This window comes from Azotobacter armeniacus (assembly GCF_054779355.1).
Map to the genome: position 1 here is coordinate 5,772 of NZ_BAAGYK010000101.1, position 16,490 is coordinate 22,261.

Here is a 16,490-nt window from a genome sequence, read left to right on the forward strand (position 1 = left end):
CACCGTGGTGTTCAAGCCGGCCAAGTTCGGCGTGCTGCTGATCCGCCCGCTGCTGGAAGCCTTCCGCGACAGCTTCCCGGCCGGGGTGATCAACATCATCTACGGCCGTGGCCGCGAGACGGTCAGCGCGCTGATGGAAACCGGCAAGGTCGACGTGTTCGCCTTCATCGGCACCAACAAGGGCGCCAGCGACCTGAAGAAGCTGCACCCGCGCCCGCACCGCCTGCGCGCGGCGCTGGGCCTGGACGCCAAGAACCCGGGCATCGTCCTGCCCGAGGTGGACCTGGACAACGCGGTCAGCGAGGCGATCACCGGCGCGCTGTCGTTCAACGGCCAGCGCTGCACGGCGCTGAAGATCCTCTTCGTCCACGAGCAGGTGGTCGACCGCTTCCTCGAGAAGTTCAACGCCAAGCTCGCCGCGCTGAAGCCGGGCATGCCCTGGGAGCCGGGCGTGGCGCTGACCCCGCTGCCGGAGCCGGGCAAGAGCGACTTCCTCAAGACCCTGGTGGCCGACGCCCTGGCCAAGGGCGCCAAGGTGGCCAACCCCGGTGGCGGCGAGGCGCGCGAGACCTTCTTCTACCCGGCGGTGCTCTACCCGGTGACCCCGGAGATGCGCGTGTACCAGGAAGAGCAGTTCGGCCCGCTGGTGCCGGTGGTGCCCTACCGCGACCTGCAGACGGTGATCGACTACGTGCGCGAGTCGGACTTCGGCCAGCAGCTGTCGATCTTCGGCAACGACCCGAAGCAGGTCGGCCGGCTGGTGGATGCCTTCGCCAACCAGGTCGGGCGGATCAACATCAACGCCCAGTGCCAGCGCGGCCCGGACAGCTTCCCGTTCAACGGCCGGAAGAACTCGGCGGAGGGCACCCTGTCGGTGTACGACGCGCTGCGGGTGTTCTCGATCCGCACCCTGGTGGCGACCAAGTTCCAGGAAGACAACAAGCAGCTGATCAGCGAGATCATCCGCCACCGCGAGTCGAGCTTCCTGAGCACCGATTACATCTTCTGAGTGCAGAGAGGGTTGGAAAACCCTCTTGGCCTCGTTCCCGATACCTCGCGAGGGTCCGTCCGGGCGCTCGCGAGCCGCCCCCGGACCTGCACCTGACGAAGAGCCCGCCCGGATGAGCCTATCCCGCCCGCTCAAGGGCATCCTGCTGAGCTGTGCCGCCGCGCTGGCGTTTGCCTCCCACGACAGCCTGTCGAAATACCTCACCGCCTCCAATGGCGTGCTGATGGTCATCTGGGTGCGCTACCTGGCGCAGAGCCTGCTGCTCGCCACCTGGCAACTGCCGCGCCACGGCCTGGGCGTGTTGCGGGTCAACTGCCCGGGGCTGCAGCTGCTGCGCGGGCTGTCGCTGCTCTCGATCAGCCTGATCTTTCTCTCCGCGCTGAGCCTGCTGCCGCTGGCCGAGGCCACCGCGGTGCACTTCATCGCGCCGCTGCTGGTGATCCTGCTGGCCATGCCGCTGCTCGGCGAGCGCGCCAATCCCGGCCAGTGGCTGGCGGTCGGCATCGGCTTCCTCGGCGTGCTGATCGTCGTCCGCCCCGGCGGCGGCCTGCTCACCCCGGCCATGTTCCTGCCGGTGGCGTCGGCCGCCTGTTACGCCCTCTACCAGCTGCTGACCCGGCGCATCGGCACCCGCGACAGCGCCGGCGCCACCAACCTGGTCACCGGCCTGGTCGGCGCGACCGGCATGACCCTGCTGCTGCCGCTGTTCTGGCAGGGGCTGCCGCCTTGGCCGCAGCTGCTGGCCATGGGCTCGCTCGGGGTGATCGCCGTCGGCGGGCACATGCTGCTGACCGTCGCCTTTCACTACAGCTCGCCGGTGCTGCTGGCGCCGTTCGGCTATCTGCAGATTCTCTTCGCCACGCTGCTCGGCCTGCTGCTGTTCGACCATGTGCCGGATGGCGGCGCCCTGCTGGGCATGGGCGTCATCGCCCTGAGCGGCCTGGGCAGCGCCTGGCTGCAGGCGCGGCGTCACCGCTAGGGGCGCGCCGCGACGGGGCCGAACGGCTGTTCGAGGCTTGGGTCCGCCTTGCCAATGCATACAATGGCGGCGCAGGGTTGCGTCCACACGGGCGACGCCGGGTGGCCGGCAGTCGACCATCGCTCGGGCGTCGGGGGGCCTCACATGTGCCTTGGTACGGCTATGGGCTTTCAGTCTGAAGGCGTTCCGGGGGTTGCGCCGGTATGCTGTCGCCTGGCAGGCCACACGAATCACCACAAGAGGTAGAGACCGCATGTCCAGTTCCGAATTGCCCGACACCGCCGGCGAAGCGCTGCAGGAGGTGCCGGCCAGCGTGGAGCGTCTGCAGCAGCTGATCACGGCGGAATACGAGAGCCTGCCGCGGCAGCTCAAGCGCATCGCCAGCTACATGAGCCAGCAGAGCGACCGGGTGATGGTCGACCGGGTCAGCGACATCGCCCGCCAGTGCGAGGTGCATCCCTCAGCCATCGTGCGCTTCTCCCAGCGCTTCGGCTTCAAGGGCTTCAGCGAGATGCAGGCGCTGTTCCGCGAGGCCTACACCGACAAGGCCACGCCGGTGCAGAACTACCAGCAGCGCATCCGCCGGATGATCGCCAACCGCTCGAACAAGGCCTCCAGCGGCGAGCTGGCGCGCGAGTGCATCGACGCCACCCGTTCGGGGCTCGACCGGCTGGCCGAGGAACTCGACGAGGCCGAGTTCGACAAGGCCGTGGACCTGCTGGCCGAGGCCGACAACATCTATGTGATCGGCGTGCGCCGCTCGTTCGCCGTGGCCCACTATCTGGTCTACAGCCTGCAGCACACCAACAAGCGCGTCCATCTGGTCAGCGGCCTGGGCGGCGGCTACCGCGAGCAGATGCGCAGCGTGCGCGAGGGCGACCTGGTCGTCGCCATCAGTTTCAGCCCCTACGGCAAGGAAACCCGCCAGTGCGTGCGCATCGCCCGGCAGCACGAGGCCAATACGCTGGTCATCACCGACAGCCATCTGGCGCCGCTGGCCAAGCAGGCCAGTGCCCTGCTGCTGGTGAACGAGGGCAGCACCTTCGCCTTCCGCTCGCTCAGCTCCACCCTGAGCCTGTGCCAGGCGCTGTTCATCGCCGTGGCCTATCGCCTGGAAATCTCGGTCGAGGAAATCGGCGCGCCGGGCAGCTTTGAAGACGGCGAGCCCGACTAGGTTGACGTATCAGCGTAACCACAGCAGAGCAGCAGCGGCTGCACCCGCTGCAATGGCTGCTGATCGAATGGCCCCTCGCCCAGGCCGAGCCAACCCGCTACTGGCTGTCCACGCTCGCGGAGGACACGCCGCTGCCGCATCGCCCATCTGCGCTGGCGTATCGAGCGCGACTATCAGGATCTCAAGCAGGACCTGGGGCAGGGACATTACGAGTGGCGTGGTTGGTGGGGATTCCACCACCGTGCCAGCTTGAGCATCGCAGCCTACGGTTTTCTGCTCGGGCAGCGTCTGCGCCGCGAGGCCCTGTCCATCAACTGGGTGTCTACCTGATGCTTGAGTATTGCCGGGACCTGTACGGCGGTTTGGGCTATCCACGTTTATGAGACAGTAAGACTAACCAATACCTTATTTAACATAAGATAGATTATGCGAATTTATGCTTGGCAAGATCGGTGAGAATATCCGTATCCGAGAATCAGGTCCTGTGCAACACGTCACATCTAGATCCGGTCGCCCAGCTCGGCCACCTCGCCTTGCAAGCGCTGCGTGTCGTCCAACTCGATCAGCAGGTGATCTTTCAGCGCATCGAGATAGGCGATCAGCGCTGCCAGGCTCTCGCGCTGCATCATGTAGAACACTGTGGCGCGATCGGCCTCGGGCACCTCCAGCACCTCCCAGTTCGGCTGCCGGCCGTCGCGCAGGCGTGCCAGGTGCATGGCGAAGCTGCCGGAACGGGCAGCCAGATCATCGAGCGTCATCATCGTCTTTTCCTTATCGGTTCGTTATGGGGCGCGGGCGCTCAAGCCCGGTAATCGTCGCTCAGCACGCTGGCGCACCTGCAGCATCGCGACTGCCTCGCAGGCCTGGCCGCGCCACTCCAATTGCTCTCCCCGCACGTGCGGCTGCACAGCTACGCATCCGGCGATATGGGCAAGAGGGCGGAAGGATATCAGCAAGGCGTCCAAGCTTAGTTGCTGCCCAGCACCTTTTGGCTATTGAAAGCCTCCAGCACGCTATGCACGGCTCCACTGGCAAGGCCGGCGCCGATCGAAGCTCCCAGCCGATCAGCCAGTCGCGACAAGGGATTGGGCTCCTCGTTGAAGTCTTTCAGATGCTCGGCTTGGATGATGTCACGCGCCACCGTCTCGATCGAACCGAACCCGTCGATCAGACCGATAGCCTTGGCCTCCTTGGCATTCCAGAGGAGACCGCTGAACAGATTCGGGGTGTCCGCCCTCAGGCGCTCGCCACGGCCGCTCTTCACCGCCTCGATGAACTTCTCGTGGGTCAGCCGCAGCTGATCATTCCAGAGCTCCACCTCGTCGGGCTTCTGCGGGCTGTAAGGATCGAGCAGGCTCTTGTGCTCGCCGGAGGTATAGTTGCGCCGCTCCACGCCCAGCTTTTCCATCGCCCCCACGAACCCGAACCCGGCCGCGGTCACACCGATGGACCCCACCAGGCTGGTCTCGTCGGCGTAAATGGCTTTCGCGCCGGCGGCAATGAAGTAGCCGCCCGAGGCCGCCAGATCGCCGACCACGGCATACAGCGGCTTCTCGGGGTACTTCTTCTGCAGGCGCTGCATCTCCAGGTAGATCTGATGCGAATGCACCGGACTGCCACCCGGGCTGTTGATGGCGACAATCACGCCCTTCGCTTTATCGTCCTCGAAGGCCTTGCGTAATATCTTGTTGATCGCCAGATACCCGGTCTTGTCATCGTCCTTGATTTCGCCGCGCACGGTCACCACACCGGTATAACTGTCGTACTTGTCGGCTTTGTTTTTCGGATCATACAAAGTGAAAACCGCCAGCGTGCCCGCGAGATAAGTAAAACCCAGGAACTTGAAGAAAATCCCCCAGCGACGAGTCCTTTTCCGTTCCTGCAAGTTTTCGCTCATTAGATCCTTGAGAATCAAACCCAACTCTTTATCGTCCATAGCGTTTCCTATTTGCACATCGAGGTTAGCCAATCCACTGTTTTCAGTGTAGCCCGTAGGGAGGCCGGGGAACCACTGCCGAGGGGCGCGGCATGCCGCTAGCGCTCACGCTCTGCGGGTAACAGGGAAATACGGGGTGGAATATCCCGCCTCAGAATTGCTGAGACTCCCGTGGGGGGCCGAATTCCCAACCAGGGCAATGTTGGGCACTCGCCGCCACGGCAAAAACGCTTTCCAAGTTCATGGGAAATACTTTCCCGCCCAAATTCGAGATTATTTTTCCGCCTGAAACTTGCAACTAACACAGCAGTGGCAACTACCTAGCGCGCCTCTATCGCACATTAAAAAGTTGCCGATATTGGCTTGGGTTCCTTTAAACGCATGAGAGGCTACGTCTACAAGTTCAGCAAACTCACCGGAACCCACTATGTCTGCAACCAGTGCCTCTACCAATATCCAGCACTTGCCGGTTTCCCGTATTCGCCGCAACCCCAACAACCCGCGCAAAGGGCGCAATGCCGAGCGCTACGAGCACTTCAAACAGAGCGTCATGGCGCAAGGCATTCTCCAGCCGATTCTGGTGCGCCCCATTCAGGGCGATCCCGAACACGACTTCGAAATCGTCGCCGGGGAAACCCGCTGGCAGGCGGCGACCGACTGCGCCATCGACCTGATCCCGGCGCTGGTGCGCGCCATGAGCGACGAGGAGGCCCGCATCGCAGCGGCGGTGGAAAACATCCAGCGCGCCGACATGACGCCCATCGAGGAAGCCAACGCGGCGGCCGAACTGCTGCGCCAGACCGCCAACGACCACGAGGAGGTCATGCGCCTGCTCGGCTGGAGCCGCACCAAGCTCAATGCGCGCATCCTGCTCACCCATGCCAGCGAGGCCGTCGCGCAGGCGCTGCTCGCCGGGCAGATCAAGCTGGGCCACGCCGAACTGCTCTGTCCGCTCGGCCACGCCGATCAGGACATGGTGGTCGCCAAGATCGTCGAGCAGGGCATGAGCATTGCCGAAGCGCGGGAGCGGCTGCTCAAGCTGACCCGCCGCATCGATCAGGCGCGGTTCGACACCAGCGGTTGTGCCGGCTGCGCTCACAATTCATCGGCGTTTGCCGACCTGTTCGACACCAGCGTGGGCAATGGCCAGTGCCAGAACCTGACCTGCTGGAGCGCGAAGGTCGCCGCGCACCTTGAGCAGTGTCTTGCCGATGCCAAGGCCGAACACGGCTTGGTCTATCGCTCCGACGAGTTGCCCGCCGAGGGCTACCAGACCATCGCCACGGATGGCGCCAAGAGCGTGGGCCATGAGCAGGCGGCGGCCTGCCGCTCCTGCGCCAGCTACGGTGCGGTCGTCAGCACACGCAATGGCGAGGAAGGCAAGGTTACGGGCCGCTACTGCTTCAACCCGACCTGCCACGGCGAAATGGTCGGCAAGTACCAAGCGGCGGTGAAGGCAACTGCACAGGCCACCCCGGCGCCCGCAACTCCCTCTCAGGGGGCAGCCACAGCCGCTGCCGGCGCACCGGCTGGCCGGCCAGCAAAAGACCCGAGCAAGCCGCGCACCCTGCGCACGGCGCTGCGCAAGGTGGCCCACAAAGCCCTGGTCCAACTGGCACACCGCTTCATGGTGTCCCATGCCGCCTACGGCTACGCCCAAGCCATCTCCAGCGTGGTCCACGACATTGGCAAGGACGTGGCGCCTGGACTGACCGACAAAATCCTCAAGGCGGCCGGCGTTTCCGAGCGGCCCGCCACGGCCAAGGCGCGGGTGGCATGGATTGCCGATCTGGCCCGGCTCGACGAAGCCAAGCTGCTGGCGCTGCTGGCGAAACTCTCCGCCTTGGCGCTGTGCCGCACCGTCACAAACGACGACTTCGACCACAGCGAAGCGGCGTTGCTGGCCGCCGAGGTGATCGGACGCAACAGCCTCGACCCCCGCGAGGTGTTCGCCGTGGACGCCGAGTACCTGAACCTGCTGACGAAGGAGGAGCTGCTGGCCGAATGCGCCGCTGCCGGCTTCGACAGCGCCTACGAGGCGGCGCACGGCAAGGGGGCGTTCAAGAAGATGGTCGGCGCCAGCAAGGTCAAGGAACTCGCACAGACCCTGCTCGCGCCGCTGGAGGGCTTCTCATGGCAGGGCCACCTGCCCGCCTTCCTCAAGCCCGCCGCCCCCCAAGGCGCCGATGCCAGCCAAACCGCTCAATCCAGCGAATCCGAAGCCGCCTGACCAACCCATTCCCTCAAGGAGGAACCCTCATGTCTTTTTTCTCTGCCGTAGCGAGCGCCGTGGCCGGTACCGAACCGGGAAAACGCCTCTTCATCGAAGCCGTCGGCGCCGGAGACGGAAAAATCCGCCTGATTCTCACCGCCGACGTGGGCCAAGTACCGGACGACGCCGCTCCCGAAGTCGCCCAGGTCTACGCGCTGATGGCCCGCCCGCTGGTGGTGGTCGGCACCCCGGCGGAGGTGGAGGCGGCGCTGGCCAGCAAGCTCGGCCAGATGCGCGACCGGTTGGATGAAGGCAACGAGGTCTTGGAGGAACTGCGCCAGCTCAAGGCGCAGGCCAAGAGCGGCGCCGCCAAGGAAGCCAGCACGCCGCCGAAGCCTGCCGAGGCCGAGGAGCAGACCGAGCCTGCCGCCCCCGAGCGCCCTGACGACGCCCCAGCTCCCGCGCCGCAACCTCTGTCCATTGGCGATGCATTCTGAGGGAGGATCGAACCATGACCGCGACCGTCATCACTCTCAGCCGCGTGTTCCGCTTCGGTGGCCGCGACCTCGACGATCCCAGCCCCGACATGACCCCGGCAGAAGTGCTGCGCCACTACGCCCGCCTGTTCCCCCGGATGCTGGGCGCCAAGGTGATCGAGCCGGTGCTCGAAGGCGACAAGCACGTCTACGCGATCAAGGAAGCCAACTATGGCGACAAGGGATGAGGCCATAGCACGGCTACGGGCATGGGCGGGTGGCAGCGCCCGCCCCATCACCGACCCGATGAAAACCCACCACTACGCACTCACCCAGGAACAGGCCAAAGCCCTATGGACGCTCGCCGCCAAATCCAGTGGCAACCCGCTGCCTACCGATTCCCCGCGACCTCCGCAGCCCCGCTGACGACGCTGTTCGCCCTGCCGAACCCCACGGCAGGGATGAGGGCCTACCGGGACGCGGTGATCGAGCGCCGCTACCGGCTCCGGGAGAGCGAACTGCCGGCCCGCGCCGAGTTCCTGCTCGGCTGCGCGCTGTCCGGTCTGGTCAGCGACGCCACGCTGGCGCATCTGGCCGGGCACGGCACGCTGGTCCAGATCGAGCGGGCCATCGACGAGGCCATCCTGCGCTTCGGCGCCTCGGTGAAGGTCCGGCGCCGGGCTTTCACCAAGGCGGCCAAGCGCCGGCTGCGCCGGATCGACGAGCGCCCCGACGGCCTGCCGGATCTCGATACGCTGGTGCTGATCGTCGAGGAAGCCCTGCGGGCCGACCTGCTCGAACCCAACCAAGCCCTGCGCATGATCGACGAGGGCGAGCGTGGCATCCAGTCGCTGGCGCTGGACACCCTGCGGGCCATCGACGACCGTCTGCCGCCCGGCTATGGCGCAGCGCTCTACACCAACGGGCTGTCGATCCACTGCCACGACGCCGAAAACCTGTGCCTGAATATCCCCACGGACGAGGCGCCAGCCTCGCACGCGCTGCGAATGGCCGTCGTCCATGCGCTGTTCGCCATTTCCGAGGGCATTGCCGCGTTCCACGATCCGCAGACGCTGTTCGATCTGAGCAATCGCTATCTGTATTACCTCGACGAGGTATGGAAGTGCTTCAAACCCTTGATCGCCGGAAAAGACCGGGACGAGATTTATAATATTCTCGTGGAGTGCGACCGGAGCCGTTGGGATTTCGAACCCTATTTCCTTGGCGTGGACGAAACGAAGGAGATTATTCCCGGCTCGGAATCGTTCGACCGTCTGGTCGATATAGTGAGCGAAGTCGAACACTATCAGCGCCAGTTCAATATTGCGGCCAACGGCTATTTCCAAGAGTTCGAGGCCACCTGCAAGGCCCAACTAGAACTCATGCAGGGACAGGCCAGGACCTATCCCGAACATGCCGGCGTCTATGCCGTGCTCGCGGAGGCATTCACCTCTGCCGTCGAGTTCCGGGCAGCGGGAAGGCGACTGGAGGATATATACGAGTCGCAGAAGGACATGATCGTCGAGGAACACTCCTCTCCCGAGGAGGGTATTGCACTGTTCGGCGGCCTGTTCGTCATTCCCGGCGACAACTTCGGCGCGCTTGGGGATTTGGTGGACGATGATATAAACAATCTATATCAAAACATCGGTGGCCCCCATATCACGATCATGGCCGAACCGGGCGTTTTGTTGGATATGGCCATACCCATCGTCAATGCAATGGGCGAAGCCTACCGCCTCGTCAAACGGATCGAAACCGCATTGGAAGGAATCATTCATGTTGGGAGTTAATACCGAGTCCATCGCCATGCTGCTGCATCGAAACGAAAAAAGCGGCACGGTCGAAGTCACCAGCCACAAGATCGTTCCCGCCCCGGATGCCGGTTTCGTGCTCGGCGCCGGCCGCCTGTTCAACCAGCAGGACAAGACGGCCATCGTGGAAATCCTCAGTGGTAACAAGGAATCCATCGCCTTCGTCCCCGATCAGGTACTGGCGCGGGACGGCTCCGGCTTCAATATGGTCTGGTACACGCCGCCCCGGCAGGCCGAGGTGCATTTCCGCGACGCGGAGTACCGCGTGCCGCTGCCCTTGCTGATCTACGCCAAGTTCGAGGGCCAGCCGCTGCGTGTGTTCGCCGCCAAGGGGCGCACCCGTCCTACGCCGGATACCAAGCTCTGGATCGCCCCGCTGGGCAACATCAACACCAACTGGACCATGTGCGGCGGCAACGTGAATCTGGCGGAGTTTCGCGGGCGCGACGAGGACCGGGCCGCCTGCGAACGCTTCGCCGTCGAGGCCCGCGCCACGCATTTGGGCGACACCCCGCCTGCCAAGGGCGTCGGCAGCCAAGCGGCCTACGAGGCGTTCATGGCCAAGCTGCATGAGGAACAGGCCCGCACCTTTCCGGCCAGCCGCCTGCTGCCGGCCAAGGCCCGTAACGGCGAGCAGTACGCCTTGGCCGACCTGATCCACGCAGGAGGCCGCCCATGAGCGCTCAAGTACTGCCGGCCCCGCAGGAGGTCTGGTTCGAGGCGCCGGAGCGCTGGATGAGCGATGCGGTGCATCTGGTTGTGATCGGCGCCGGCGGCAACGGCAGCGAGGTGGTGGACTGTCTGGCCAGCTTCCACCATGCGCTGGTCAGCCTCGGCCACCCCAAGGGCCTCAAGGTCACGATCATCGACGATGCCGTGGTGCGGGAACCCAATCTGGTCCGCCAGCGCTTCTGGCCCTGCGACCTGGGCCAGTACAAGGCGGTGGCACTGGCCAACCGCTACAACCTGATGCTCGGGCTGGACTGGACCGGCGTGCCCCATCGTTTCCCCGGCCCGGAAACCGAAAAGGCCATCGCCCGTGCCGACCTCATCATCACGGCGGTTGACCTGCCCTCGGCCAGACGGGCGCTGGCCCACTATGACGGCTATTTCAAGCCGTCCTGCATGTGGCTCGACCTGGGCAACGGGCACCGGCATGGCCAAGCGGTATTCGGCGCCCTCAGCCCCCGCCATCGGGAGCGCTACCCCTCGGTCATGGAGGTCTACCCGGAACTGGCCAGCCTGCAGGACGATCCGCGCAAGTCCTGCTCGGCCGCCGAATCGCTGGGCACACAGGACTGCCTCATCAATCGCGCCGTGACCACGGCGGGCATGGGCATCGTCTGGGAGCTGCTGCGCCATGGGCGCACGGCCAAGCATTGCCTGTCGATCAGCCTAGAAACCGGCGAGGTGATGGCGGCGAGCTTCCCGCCCGTCTAGGTGGCGGGAAAGCTCCCTTCCCAACCAGAAGGCGTGGACTTCGCCTTGCGCTGCCGCGCCGATCCCCAGCGCAATAACCGCCCCTGGCTGGGAAAGCCGCTTCGCTTGGCTGGCTGTCCAACGCTCAACAGAAGCTGGGAGTTGGGTTTTCCCCAACGTGGTCCAGCATCGGGGTGGATATACCTTCGTTGCCCAAGCAGGAGGCACGACATGACAGCGAAAACAGACTTCCCGAGCGAGCAGTTTGCACTCGAACTACCGCAGGTGGAGGATGAACGGGCGGGGGATAATCTGCTGGCCGCTCACTTCCGTCTGAAGGTTCCTTGCATCGAATGCCCCTTGCGCAAGAGCCAGCAGAACATGCTGCCGCCCGACGAACTGGAGAGAATAATCTCCGAGCTGATGGCGCATGACTTCTCGACGCGCCAGTGCCAGCGAGTCGCCCGCTTCAATCAACATGCGCCCTCGAATAAAAAGGTAAATTATTTTTCCTCTGGCACCGAGGCCATGTGTGCTGGTGCAGCCGCGTTCTTGCTCAAGCGCAATAGTCCGACGCTGGGGATGAGGGTTGCTATATCCACCGAAGCCATCCCGCCCGATCATTGGGACGAGGCCAAGCCTCTGGTCATCGACTGATAATTGCAGGAAATAAATTTCCCCTGGAATAGCTGCTGACAGCCATCGTCAACAAACCTGAACCTGAACATTAGGCAAAAGGAACAATATGAAACGCCTACTCACACTTACAGTTTTCCTATGCGCTCTCCAAGCTCAAGCTAGTGAATGGATAAAAAGCTCAGAAATAGAAGAGTTATTCAAAGCCGCACACGTTCAGGGCACATTTGTCCTTTATGACGTCGAGGCCGACCAATTTGTTGGCTATGACCGAATTCGTGCTGAGACAAGATTTGTTCCAGCCTCGACTTATAAAATTCCAAACACACTTATCGGGCTTTCAGTCGGTGCTGTTGACAATGTCGATGAGGTCCTTCCCTACGGCGGGCAACACCAGCCTTTCAAAGCATGGGAAAAAGATATGGGGCTGCGAGATGCCATTGCCATATCAAACGTTCCAATCTATCAGGAGCTTGCTCGACGGATTGGGCCCGAGCGCATGAGGGAGGGCGTCTCGAAAATTGGCTATGGAAATCAAGATATTGGCCCGAATACGAGTATTGGCACTTTTTGGTTGGTCGGGCCGCTCAAAATCAGCGCTCTTGAGCAAACCAAATTCCTTGCCAAGTTGGCTAAGGAAACATTGCCGTTCCCCCAGGATCAGCAGAAAAAAGTCCGTGAAATTATCACTTTAGAACAAGGTGATAACTGGAAGCTGTATGGAAAAACGGGGTGGGAAAATGTTCCAGGCGCTGGCATTGGCTGGTGGGTCGGATGGGTTGAGAAAGACAATCGTATTTATCCTTTTGCATTGAATATAGATATTCGAGAAGCATCCGATGCAGCCAAACGTTTAGAGCTTGGTAAAGCAAGTCTCAAGGCGTTGAAGATACTTTGAAATTGAGCGCCTAATAACCTCATCGAAGTTGAATCTGTCGGCTTGGGATTTATCGCAGCCATGAGAGCGTGGGGACATACCCAGGAGGTTTGTCCCATGCAACTTTTCGAGCAAGACCGCAACAATTCTCAACCCATCCTCGGCGATGTGATCGACCAGTTTTTCGCGCCGGTACAGTTCGACGCCCTCACCCAGCTGGCCAGCGAGTTCCAACGGCTGAAGGCCCGAATCACCGAGGTCCACGGCATCATCACCGAAGAGAAGGTATCCGGCGTGATGGGCTATTTCTTCAGCGGCAACAGCTCCGACCAGTACGGCCACAGCGCCACGCTGCGCCACACCAGCTCTTTCAATGAGATATTCAACCTGGATGGCGCGCTGAACGACCTCACCGCGACGTTCTGGAGCCGGGCGCTCAGCCTGACCGACCTGCTGGAACACATGCCCCAGGCCCGCCGGAACCAGTGGCACGAGTGCTTGAACGCCTGGCGCCAGCACGGCTATAAGCGCGGTACCAATCCCGAGCTGGACATGCCCGAGTTCAGTCTCGACAACCTGCGCGCCACGATCCAGGGGCTGATGGCCCGGCGGGCGGAGTTTCTCGCCGAGCGGGTCGATGGCATCTTCCGCAACCTCTCGCGCTCGCACGTCACCAACACGCCCGAAGGCTTCTCCAAGCGCATGATCTTGAACCACATTTTCAGTGATTACGGCACCATTGATCACACCCGCGAGGGCTACATCCACGATTTGCGCCTGGTCATCGCCAAGTTCATGGGGCGAGACGAGCCCAAGCGCGATACGACGACCCGTCTGCTCAACCTGGCCAAGGCCCACCGGGGCGAATGGATCGAGGCCGACTGCGGCAGCCTGCGCGTGCGGGCCTACAAGGTGGGCACGGCGCATCTGGAGGTGCATCCCGACCTGGCCTGGCGTCTGAACGGCATCCTCGCCTTCCTGCACCCCATGGCCATCCCGGAGAGCGCCCGCACCCGGCCCAAGCGCGCGAAGGCCTGCGGCTTCAAGAGCAAGGCCCTTTTCGACCGCCCGATCTCCAATGCGGCGGCCGGCGTTCTCGCGGCAATGGAGCAATATTTCACCCTGGAGCCGTCCACCAGCCGCCGTCGTGAGTACGACCGCAAATTCGTGCCCAACACGCTCTGCGTGCGCTACGGCTCGGCCGAGCCGTCCAAGCACCTGCTGGAGGAGGTGAGCAGCGTACTGGAAGCCCTGGGCGGCGTCCCGTGCAACGGCGGCAAGCACAAGAACCTGCGCTACTGGCAGTTCGACTACAACCCGGAGCAGATCGTCAAGGCCGTGGCCGTGAGTGGCCAGCTCCCGGACGCCAAGTCTCACCAGTTCTATCCCACGCCGGCCCCGGTCGCCGAACGCCTGGTGCAGTGGCTGGACATCCAGCCGACCGAAACCTGCCTCGAACCGCAAGCCGGCCAGGGCGGCATCGCCGACCTGCTGCCGAAGGACCGCACGCTGTGCGTCGAGGTCAGCCCGCTGCACGGCATGATCCTGCGCGAGAAGGGCCATACCGTGATCGAGGGAGATTTTCTCGCCTGGAATCCCGGCACCCTATTCGACGTGATCGCCTGCAATCCTCCATACAGCGAAGGTCGCTGGCAGGCGCACCTGCGCCACGCCGGCGCCCTGGTCGAGGCGGGTGGCCGTCTCGGCGCGGTGCTGCCGCTGAGCGCCCGCCAGCAGGCGGCCGAGCTGCTGCCGGGCTTCGATCTGGAGTTCTCCGCGCCCATCGACAACGCCTTCGCCGGCACCTCGATCAGCGTCCTGCTGCTGAAGGCCACGAAAGCCAAGCCGAAAGGCATGCAGATGGGCCTTGGCCTGTAGGACGCCCGGTCTTCCGTGACTGCGCCGAGTTTGCGGGTATGGCTCGGCGCTGGCTCAAAGTGAGCCTGTCCCTCCCCCTTGAGCGCCCTCCTTGCCGCACTGGACGCTACTCCTGTCGACCATCGCGAAATGGTGTCTCGACCGGCTCAGAACGACCCGAAGCGGATATCTACCCTTTCCCGACTTGCTGGGACATCCACTGATTCATACTGCGTAGCTCGGTAAGGTAGGTTTCGCTCGAAGCCGTTGGATCATGAGCCTGACTTAGAAAAAATTGAATAGGCGTTTTCATCCCTGGGTAACGTTCTATTAATGCTTGAACATAGTCTTCCAGCGTCATGGGCCAGGACAGATCCTCCTCTGAGCGCAGAACGTTAGTCGAGCGAAGCAGTTTCCGTGCGGCCTCTCGCTGCAGCCGTTTTATCTCTGCTGGAGAGGATGCAGCTTCGATACGGCTTGCATATTTGGCCAGCATAACGGGGAAATCGCCGTTCACTGCTAAGGCTATGGAGCGAGAAGGCTTGAACGGCTTGAAATGCTTTCCTAGATCATTACCCCAAACGCATCGGCAATGGTGCTTGAGCCAGTAACCCCTGCGGTAGGCGTTTTCCTCGGCTAAAGCCTCGGAGCGGTAGCCGATATCGAAATCAATCTTGGTGACCTCTGGATGTTGGCATTCAAGATCTTGTCGTACCTGTTCAATCCACTCGCTCTCAATGTTTGTAATGGATCGGCTAAGAATGAGAGTGACATCGAGATCCGACACGCCGGGCCTAGCGCAGCCTTTCGCAACGCTGCCGTAGAGATAGATTCCATCGACCAGTGGCTTAGCAGGTGCCGCAAGCGATTTACATAGCTCTTGCACCAACACTCGATACGCCGGCTGAATCGGAAGCTCCGGCATAGCCAAGATATAACCGTCAGTATCTATCCCCTGGACGCTACTCATCATTCCTCGCAAATGAATTCGATACTATCAGCGTCCAGGTTAGCCAACGTCAGCTTATGACTATCCGGCCCGTCGTGACGGGCCGAAATCTGAGCCTGCCGATGCTTATCGGTAGACAGAAACCGACCAAGACTAGTCATTTTGGATGTGAAGGCCATCGCTCAGCCAACTGCTCGACCAGGTAGTCCATGAACGCTTTGGTCTTGGGAGTAAACGCCATATGGTCCTGGACGCAGAGGTAGATATCCATCGGCTCCACCTCAGCATAAACGGCAGACGGTTGGCGATATTCGAATAAAGGCAGTAGTTGTCCACGCTCGATAAACGGTGCCGCTACGAAGTCCGCCAGGCGGGTGATACCGCCGCCTTGCACTGCCATCTGTGCCAGAACATCGATATCGTCACTGATCGACGTCGCATTCACCTCGGCACAGAATCGCTGACCCTCGCGGATAAATCCCCAAGGCAAAAACCGGCCGTCCACGGGATAGCGGAACACCAGACAGGAATGGTATTTCAGTTCTTCCGGTGACTTGGGCCAGCCGACTCGTTCCAGGTAGGCAGGCGCCGCGCAGAAAACGAATGGCACCGAAGCGATACAGCGAGCCACTATCCCCTCTTCCAACTGCGGTTTGATGCGGATGCTGACATCAATCCCTTCTTGGGTATGGTTGACTTTGCGGTCGGTGGTGATCAATTCGATGGTCAGACTTGGATACCGCGCGTTGAAGCCGGGAATCAACGGCGCCAGGGCATGCCGGCCAAAGGCCGATGTCGAGGCGATGCATAGGCGGCCTTGGGGTTCAGCGTGCAGTGAGGTGATGGCATTCTGGGCTAGCTCCAGGTCACGCTCGATGGTCTTGACCTTCTCGTAGTACAGCGCTCCGCTTTCGGTTACCGCTAAACTGCGGGTGGTGCGTGACAACAACTGCACCCCCAGGTGCGCCTCCAGGCGGCCGATATTCTGGCTCACTGCTGATGCGCTTATGCCCAAGGCCTTGGCACCACCGGCGATACTGCCTGCCTCAATGACCTTGATAAAACTTTTTATTGCCCCCAATAAATTCATCAGGAACCCACCATTAGCGTTTTATTCGTAAGTTTCACTTTATAGAGTGCTAATGCATGGAC

16 protein-coding genes and 1 pseudogene are annotated in these 16,490 nt (G+C 62.3%); 13 read left to right on the forward strand and 4 right to left on the reverse strand.

Translation table 11 applies throughout. From position 1 onward, the window contains the following. The 4 genes and pseudogenes from ACYVD0_RS13450 to ACYVD0_RS13465 all read left to right on the forward strand — a co-directional run. On the forward strand, positions 1 to 1,009 hold a 1,009-nt coding region (locus ACYVD0_RS13450; protein WP_460427266.1), incomplete at its 5' end, for an aldehyde dehydrogenase family protein. 112 nt (positions 1,010 to 1,121) lie between these two features. Further along, positions 1,122 to 1,988 (forward strand): DMT family transporter, encoded by an 867-nt coding sequence (locus ACYVD0_RS13455; protein WP_460427267.1) that lies wholly within the window; start codon positions 1,122 to 1,124, stop codon positions 1,986 to 1,988. Positions 1,989 to 2,241: 253 nt separating this feature from the next. Next, positions 2,242 to 3,162, forward strand: a complete 921-nt coding sequence (locus ACYVD0_RS13460) for a MurR/RpiR family transcriptional regulator (RefSeq protein ID WP_460427268.1) — start codon at positions 2,242 to 2,244, stop codon at positions 3,160 to 3,162. A 47-nt stretch (positions 3,163 to 3,209) separates the two neighbouring features. Further along, positions 3,210 to 3,453: pseudogene (locus tag ACYVD0_RS13465) on the forward strand (transposase); the annotation flags it as partial. A gap of 209 nt (positions 3,454 to 3,662) precedes the next feature. On the opposite strand, the gene ACYVD0_RS13470 reads toward ACYVD0_RS13465, so the two are convergent. Together ACYVD0_RS13470 and ACYVD0_RS13475 are read right to left on the reverse strand one after the other, a co-directional pair. Then, positions 3,663 to 3,923, reverse strand: coding sequence for a hypothetical protein (locus ACYVD0_RS13470; RefSeq protein WP_460427269.1), 261 nt, complete (start codon positions 3,921 to 3,923; stop codon positions 3,663 to 3,665). A 206-nt stretch (positions 3,924 to 4,129) separates the two neighbouring features. Then, complete coding sequence (locus ACYVD0_RS13475) at positions 4,130 to 5,098, reverse strand: S49 family peptidase (protein WP_460427270.1); 969 nt, start codon at positions 5,096 to 5,098, stop codon at positions 4,130 to 4,132. A gap of 427 nt (positions 5,099 to 5,525) precedes the next feature. Between ACYVD0_RS13475 and ACYVD0_RS13480 the strand changes: the two genes are divergently transcribed. The 9 genes from ACYVD0_RS13480 to ACYVD0_RS13520 all read left to right on the forward strand — a co-directional run bounded on the left by ACYVD0_RS13480 (position 5,526) and on the right by ACYVD0_RS13520 (position 14,410). Then, positions 5,526 to 7,328 (forward strand): PRTRC system ParB family protein, encoded by a 1,803-nt coding sequence (locus tag ACYVD0_RS13480; RefSeq protein WP_460427271.1) that lies wholly within the window; start codon positions 5,526 to 5,528, stop codon positions 7,326 to 7,328. Positions 7,329 to 7,357: 29 nt separating this feature from the next. Continuing rightward, positions 7,358 to 7,807, forward strand: coding sequence for a hypothetical protein (locus tag ACYVD0_RS13485; RefSeq protein ID WP_460427272.1), 450 nt, complete (start codon positions 7,358 to 7,360; stop codon positions 7,805 to 7,807). Positions 7,808 to 7,821: 14 nt separating this feature from the next. Then, complete coding sequence (locus tag ACYVD0_RS13490) at positions 7,822 to 8,034, forward strand: PRTRC system protein C (protein ID WP_131255444.1); 213 nt, start codon at positions 7,822 to 7,824, stop codon at positions 8,032 to 8,034. Between the two features lie 234 nt (positions 8,035 to 8,268). After that, the gene (locus ACYVD0_RS13495; protein WP_460427273.1) at positions 8,269 to 9,579 is read left to right on the forward strand and encodes a hypothetical protein; all 1,311 of its coding nucleotides are present in this window, start codon (positions 8,269 to 8,271) and stop codon (positions 9,577 to 9,579) included. Then, a complete protein-coding gene (locus tag ACYVD0_RS13500; protein ID WP_460427274.1) occupies positions 9,566 to 10,279 on the forward strand; it encodes a hypothetical protein in 714 nt (237 codons plus the stop codon). The genes ACYVD0_RS13495 and ACYVD0_RS13500 overlap by 14 nt, the downstream gene beginning before the upstream one ends. After that, positions 10,276 to 11,040, forward strand: coding sequence for a ubiquitin-activating E1 family protein (locus ACYVD0_RS13505; RefSeq protein WP_460427275.1), 765 nt, complete (start codon positions 10,276 to 10,278; stop codon positions 11,038 to 11,040). The genes ACYVD0_RS13500 and ACYVD0_RS13505 overlap by 4 nt, the downstream gene beginning before the upstream one ends. 210 nt (positions 11,041 to 11,250) lie before the next feature. After that, on the forward strand, positions 11,251 to 11,676 hold the full coding sequence (locus ACYVD0_RS13510) for a hypothetical protein (protein WP_460427276.1): 426 nt from the start codon (positions 11,251 to 11,253) through the stop codon (positions 11,674 to 11,676). A gap of 88 nt (positions 11,677 to 11,764) precedes the next feature. Beyond that, on the forward strand, positions 11,765 to 12,553 hold the full coding sequence (gene blaOXA / locus ACYVD0_RS13515; RefSeq protein ID WP_460427277.1) for a class D beta-lactamase: 789 nt from the start codon (positions 11,765 to 11,767) through the stop codon (positions 12,551 to 12,553). 96 nt (positions 12,554 to 12,649) lie between these two features. Then, a complete protein-coding gene (locus ACYVD0_RS13520; RefSeq protein ID WP_460427278.1) occupies positions 12,650 to 14,410 on the forward strand; it encodes a DUF4942 domain-containing protein in 1,761 nt (586 codons plus the stop codon). A gap of 169 nt (positions 14,411 to 14,579) precedes the next feature. On the opposite strand, the gene ACYVD0_RS13525 is transcribed toward ACYVD0_RS13520, so the two are convergent. Together ACYVD0_RS13525 and ACYVD0_RS13530 are read right to left on the reverse strand one after the other, a co-directional pair. Continuing rightward, the gene (locus ACYVD0_RS13525) at positions 14,580 to 15,359 is read right to left on the reverse strand and encodes a nucleotidyltransferase domain-containing protein (protein ID WP_460427279.1); all 780 of its coding nucleotides are present in this window, start codon (positions 15,357 to 15,359) and stop codon (positions 14,580 to 14,582) included. Positions 15,360 to 15,495: 136 nt separating this feature from the next. Then, on the reverse strand, positions 15,496 to 16,428 hold the full coding sequence (locus ACYVD0_RS13530; protein WP_460427280.1) for a LysR family transcriptional regulator: 933 nt from the start codon (positions 16,426 to 16,428) through the stop codon (positions 15,496 to 15,498). Positions 16,429 to 16,490 lie beyond the last annotated feature (62 nt).

Bases quoted from the DNA above. Each gene is read 5' to 3' on its own strand.
- ACYVD0_RS13455 (WP_460427267.1), top strand. From the start codon at position 1,122: ATGAGCCTATCCCGCCCGCTCAAGGGCATCCTGCTGAGCTGTGCCGCC.
- ACYVD0_RS13460 (WP_460427268.1), top strand. From the start codon at position 2,242: ATGTCCAGTTCCGAATTGCCCGACACCGCCGGCGAAGCGCTGCAGGAG.
- ACYVD0_RS13470 (WP_460427269.1), bottom strand. From the start codon at position 3,923: ATGATGACGCTCGATGATCTGGCTGCCCGTTCCGGCAGCTTCGCCATG.
- ACYVD0_RS13475 (WP_460427270.1), bottom strand. From the start codon at position 5,098: ATGGACGATAAAGAGTTGGGTTTGATTCTCAAGGATCTAATGAGCGAA.
- ACYVD0_RS13480 (WP_460427271.1), top strand. From the start codon at position 5,526: ATGTCTGCAACCAGTGCCTCTACCAATATCCAGCACTTGCCGGTTTCC.
- ACYVD0_RS13485 (WP_460427272.1), top strand. From the start codon at position 7,358: ATGTCTTTTTTCTCTGCCGTAGCGAGCGCCGTGGCCGGTACCGAACCG.
- ACYVD0_RS13490 (WP_131255444.1), top strand. From the start codon at position 7,822: ATGACCGCGACCGTCATCACTCTCAGCCGCGTGTTCCGCTTCGGTGGC.
- ACYVD0_RS13500 (WP_460427274.1), top strand. From the start codon at position 9,566: ATGTTGGGAGTTAATACCGAGTCCATCGCCATGCTGCTGCATCGAAAC.
- ACYVD0_RS13505 (WP_460427275.1), top strand. From the start codon at position 10,276: ATGAGCGCTCAAGTACTGCCGGCCCCGCAGGAGGTCTGGTTCGAGGCG.
- ACYVD0_RS13510 (WP_460427276.1), top strand. From the start codon at position 11,251: ATGACAGCGAAAACAGACTTCCCGAGCGAGCAGTTTGCACTCGAACTA.
- blaOXA (WP_460427277.1), top strand. From the start codon at position 11,765: ATGAAACGCCTACTCACACTTACAGTTTTCCTATGCGCTCTCCAAGCT.
- ACYVD0_RS13520 (WP_460427278.1), top strand. From the start codon at position 12,650: ATGCAACTTTTCGAGCAAGACCGCAACAATTCTCAACCCATCCTCGGC.
- ACYVD0_RS13525 (WP_460427279.1), bottom strand. From the start codon at position 15,359: ATGAGTAGCGTCCAGGGGATAGATACTGACGGTTATATCTTGGCTATG.
- ACYVD0_RS13530 (WP_460427280.1), bottom strand. From the start codon at position 16,428: ATGAATTTATTGGGGGCAATAAAAAGTTTTATCAAGGTCATTGAGGCA.